At 37.2% G+C, this 4,808-nt stretch carries 6 protein-coding genes; 3 read left to right on the top strand and 3 right to left on the bottom strand.

All coding sequences use genetic code 11. The features are described 5' to 3' along the window. Window positions 1-195: 195 nt before the first annotated feature. The 3 genes from E5A76_RS20715 (at window position 196) to E5A76_RS14860 (ending at window position 2,149) form a co-directional block, all read left to right on the top strand. Window positions 196-327, top strand: a complete 132-nt coding sequence (locus tag E5A76_RS20715) for a hypothetical protein (protein ID WP_008989643.1) — start codon at window positions 196-198, stop codon at window positions 325-327. A gap of 157 nt (window positions 328-484) precedes the next feature. After that, window positions 485-1,120 carry a DUF1007 family protein gene (locus E5A76_RS14865; RefSeq protein ID WP_161119391.1) on the top strand — a complete coding sequence of 212 codons (636 nt, stop codon included), beginning with the start codon at window positions 485-487 and terminating at the stop codon, window positions 1,118-1,120. 24 nt (window positions 1,121-1,144) lie between these two features. Next, the gene (locus tag E5A76_RS14860) at window positions 1,145-2,149 is read left to right on the top strand and encodes a nickel/cobalt transporter (RefSeq protein WP_161119390.1); all 1,005 of its coding nucleotides are present in this window, start codon (window positions 1,145-1,147) and stop codon (window positions 2,147-2,149) included. Here E5A76_RS14860 and E5A76_RS14855 read toward each other — a convergent pair. From E5A76_RS14855 to E5A76_RS20425, 3 genes are all read right to left on the bottom strand, one after another. Then, complete coding sequence (locus E5A76_RS14855) at window positions 2,146-2,574, bottom strand: ACT domain-containing protein (RefSeq protein WP_053989362.1); 429 nt, start codon at window positions 2,572-2,574, stop codon at window positions 2,146-2,148. The genes E5A76_RS14860 and E5A76_RS14855 overlap by 4 nt on opposite strands. 55 nt (window positions 2,575-2,629) lie before the next feature. After that, a complete protein-coding gene (locus E5A76_RS14850; protein ID WP_181317991.1) occupies window positions 2,630-3,931 on the bottom strand; it encodes a lipopolysaccharide biosynthesis protein in 1,302 nt (433 codons plus the stop codon). Window positions 3,932-4,036: 105 nt separating this feature from the next. After that, window positions 4,037-4,192: a hypothetical protein gene (locus E5A76_RS20425; RefSeq protein WP_181317990.1), complete on the bottom strand. Its 156-nt coding sequence runs from the start codon at window positions 4,190-4,192 to the stop codon at window positions 4,037-4,039. Window positions 4,193-4,808: the final 616 nt, after the last annotated feature.

The following is a 4,808-nucleotide window of genomic DNA, read 5'->3' as shown; positions in this document are numbered from 1 at the left end:
CTGCTATTAACAATGCGAAATTATACAACTATAACTACAAAAATATAGAAAATATTTATTAATCAGATCTTTAAAGTGTATAAGTTTTAACCATTCAATTTTGACACCTTGTTAACATAACGCCCCGTAGCATGTTATTAAATAAACATATACCCAGCGACCTGAGTATAAATATCATGAATACGGGAGAGAACCATGGTTAGCAAACACAAACTGTACATCTCTTTTGGATTACTGCTTACATTAATTGCAGGCGTTGACAGTAATCTTCCTTTAGCTATTTTTGGTGGCATTATTGTCGCTACATCTGCATTTCTGCTCGCTTAAAACTAAGACTCATTTCCGTTAGTAAGTGAAGTACACTACCATTTACATGAATTTCACTTTTAGTCGTCTATCCTAAATGTTATAACATAACATCTATTATTCTTTGAATACCTCAAAGCATCGTGCCACGCCTGTGAATACGGAGATAACATCTTTTATGCGTTGGATATCTTTCCCTGCAATTCTGCTTTCATCTTTCACTTTCTTTTCCACATCTAGCCAAGCACACCCGCACTCATGGATTGACATGAAGACATACATTCAAGGTGATAGTCAGCAGATCACAGGATTTAAAATGGTATGGACTTTTGATGCCATGACAACCGCATACATGCTTGATGGTGAAGATATGTCTGCTGAACACAAACAAGAAACATTGGCGCGTGTTGGGCAGTCCGTAATGCACAATATGATGAACGAGCACTACTTCACCTATTTTTATAATGGCGAAGAGCCTATCAAATACAAAATTGCAAAAGATGGTGTTTTAACTAAAGATCGCGCTAAAGCGACATTAACGTTTGAACTACCGCTGTCAAAGCCGCAACCACTGACTAAAGATTCACTACGTCTACTGATTTTCGAGCCAAGCTACTATGTTGATATGTCATGGAAAGATAAAAGTGACATTGAATTATCACCAAAGCTAGCAAAGAGCTGCACATTTAAATTAGTAGAGCCAAATCCAACGCCAGAACAAATGCTATATGCGCAGTCGTTACCTGCCGATGCTGATCCCGATAATGCATTAGGTCAACTATTTACCCAGACAGTCAAACTGAGCTGTAAGTGATCTGTGGCATTAAGGAATAGAAAAATGGATCATCAACACACTGAACATCATCACCACCACAATAAGGCTCCTAAGAACTATTGGCTTGGTGCTAGCTTAGTTTTTGCCTTTTTAGCTATCGGTGGTTACTTTTTATGGCAATACTGGCCAACCCTAATGATCAACACAATAAAATGGCAACGTGAAATTAATGGGCAATTAAGTGATCTAATCTATGATGCCAAAGATCATAATGGTGCCATTTATTCACTGGCAGGGCTTAGCTTTTTATATGGTGTATTTCACTCATTAGGCCCAGGCCATGGCAAAATGATCGTTACCACTTACCTTGCGACGAATCCTGCGAAAGTCAAAGCTAGCTTGATCATGACGATCGTTTCAGCATTTCTTCAAGCCTTTGTCGCGATTGCTTTAGTATCCATACTGCTTGCCTTTTTTAACTCTTCAATGCGAGAAATAAATAGTGCTGCAGATAGGTTTATTACGCTTAGTTTTGTCGCCATGTTATTGCTCGGTGTGATTGTTGCTTACCGCGCCCTAAAACAAGCATGGCAATTAATCAAACAACAAAAGCACCATCATGCTCATAGCTATAGCCATAGCCATAGCCATAGCCATAGCCATAGCCATAGCCATGATTGTGGTTGCGGACATAAGCACTTTGCTAATGCAGATGAAATAAACCAAGCAACAAGTATGCGAGAATATCTTGCCATCATTGCCAGTATTGGTATTCGCCCATGTACAGGCGCAGTGTTGGTATTACTGTTTGCCAATATGGTAGATATGTATTGGATAGGTGTGGTGAGTGCCATTCTCATGGCAATAGGAACAGCGATAACAACATCAACCATTGCGATAATGACGCTATCAGGCAAAAAGCTGGTGACCAAATACTTATCTGCAAGTGATGATCACCAACCCTCTTTTACCCCATTAGTTTTTAAACTACTCGGTGGTATTTTACTGATTGTTTTAGGAACAATTTTGCTTAACAGCCAAAGCTATGGCATGTCCCCAGTGCTTTAAACACACTCACCTTGTTGGCGTTGTGCAGACTCTGATAATTCTGTTAACGCCAGCATGGCTTGCTCTGCATGCTCTTCATGAACAAAAATATGATCATGATAAAACGCAGCCATCACATTCGCACTGATCCCACGTTTTGCTAACACACTAGAAACTGCTGCCGTTAACCCTACCGCTTCTAAACTTGAATGCACTTTTAAGGTAATACAACGATACACGTTGTTGATCTCAATATTATGCTGAACCGCACTTTCATGATTAAGAATGAATGTCATCCCTTCTTCTTCATGAAATGTCGCCAGTGGAGACATAGATGCAATGGCATCTAAATTCGTATTTTCTGTGAAACAAAAAATATAACTAGTTGGACTTAAAACTGGCTGTAAGTTTGCTAAAAGCTCAGATAAATCAGTGATCCCAGACATTCTCTTCCCTATTATTTCATTCATTACACGATTGTGCGCACCACATGGACACCCTTTATGACGCTTGTGACGTTGCTAATTGGTATCCCTTTAAAATTTTCCGCTCTTCTATTGTCGATAAGATAAACATCATGACATAGCCTAAACATAAGGCAACAATGATAGCCACCACATTTGCAGTAAAAATCGATAATAAATAATAACTTGCAACCAGTGTAACTATACCGCTTAAGCGAATAATCAAACTCAGCGTAAACTTCCCATGCGCTTTTATATATGCCAATTGGTAGGCATTAAGCATCATAAAAATAAAGAAAATGGAGAAGTGAAATAGCACTATCACCGCACCGTGATATTGAGGAGGGAAGACAAAACCAATGATTTCAGGCCCAGCCAACAGCATGATAAGGAAAAAACACACACTGACGATGCCCGCTAACCGAAAAATCCAGCGTCTAATGGCTTTTACTTGCTCATGATCGCCTTGGCGAATACACAAGGTTAATTCAGGTAATACGAATCGATAAATAGGAAATACAAACAGCATTGTCATGTAAGTAAAGATTGGACGGACAACAACCTGAAAATCGCCCAATTCATCCAAACTAAAATGGGTAATAGTCAATAATACCGTAATATAGATCATTAATATGCTCGCTCCCGCCTCTAGTGAGGCAGTGAAGCTCTTACGCACATAGTTACGCATATTAGGATCAAGTTGGACAGGCTTTATCGGCTTGGTTGCGATCTGCTTGCGACGCTTCCAATACATAAAATGTGCAGCCACCAGCGATGACAACGTCATGCTATAGAACAAGGAAGCTAATGGTGAAAAATGCAGTAGGTAGTAACAAATAACAAAACTAACAACATTGGTTATCGGCTCTATCCATGTCACTTTATTCGACACATCATAAAGACGATACATGGCAATCAAGTTAGTAAAATAAACCTTCATCCCCATACTAAAAATCACGCCAACCATTTCAAAATAGCCGACGTTAATATGCAACTCATGCTTAATATAAGGTAAAACAATACCCCACGTGAGTAACACCATGGTGATCAAGCAAAAGCGAAATATATTTATAATGTCACGATCATTATTGGTCTGGCTGTAGGTCACAACCATGGACGAACGAAAACCTGTCATTAGAATTAATGACAGTGAAACGATATCTATCACACTATTAAACAGGGCTAAATCATCTTTATTAACCCATTGTGCAAGCCATATTTTAAATAAAAAACCAACCGAAATACTCGCTAATGTTGCAAGTATTCCAGATTTAAATGCACTTTTTAATCGTGAAAGTGCATCCTCATTCATTGCCGAGGCAATATTTTGCTTTTCCATAGATACAAATAATAAACAGCGAATAGTTTATAGTACGTTATTTATCACTAAATATCTTTCGAAAATATAACACTCACTATCCTTAAGCTCCTCTTTTTAATATTTTTACGGAGCAGAATATAGCGATTCAAATACAGTTAATTCAGATTCTAATTCTTCCAACAAAATAGAAACATTTTTCACATCACCTTGTTGAACCGATGTTTTTATATGTTCTCGAATTAACTGAATTTTTTTTCGACTGTTAGCAATCTGTGTCATTTCAATTCTCTACTACTTTATAACTTGCTTTACATCAAATCATGTTGAGCACTGACATCAGCTATTGTCAGTGAAACTAAGCTTGCTTTGTTAAGGCAATGACATAACTCATAGCAAGATCGTGACGATACACATAAATGTGATGTTTGTCACATGATTTATATAAAACAAATTGATTAATAATTATTGATAGTTCAAATGTAAATACAACAACAAATCAAAACAATTGATTAACAACTCAGCGACTACTCTGCTGATTATAAAGGCGTTCAAAATGAATAAATGCCATATCTAATCGGCGTAATAGCATATTTGCGATCTCATTATATTTATGCGAAAGGCAATAACGAATCGCTCGTTCCAAGTTCTTAATAACAAAACGAGCAGAAGATAGCCGAATCTTCAATACGATGTGATTATTATTAGTAAATTTCATCTTCGATAATGTTTATTGTTTGGTGTAGACAAACTATAACGAATTAAGTTGCACAAAATACATCTACGAATTCGAAAACATACATATACAAAATGAACAAATACTCGATGGTTTACTATTTATAATTTCATGAATAATAAAACAACAATGTAAGCAAGCGGTGATTAACAATTCTTTATT

This window comes from Photobacterium lucens (assembly GCF_009873615.1).
GTDB lineage: Bacteria > Pseudomonadota > Gammaproteobacteria > Enterobacterales > Vibrionaceae > Photobacterium > Photobacterium lucens.
This window is presented reverse-complemented; position numbering and strand designations above follow the sequence as displayed.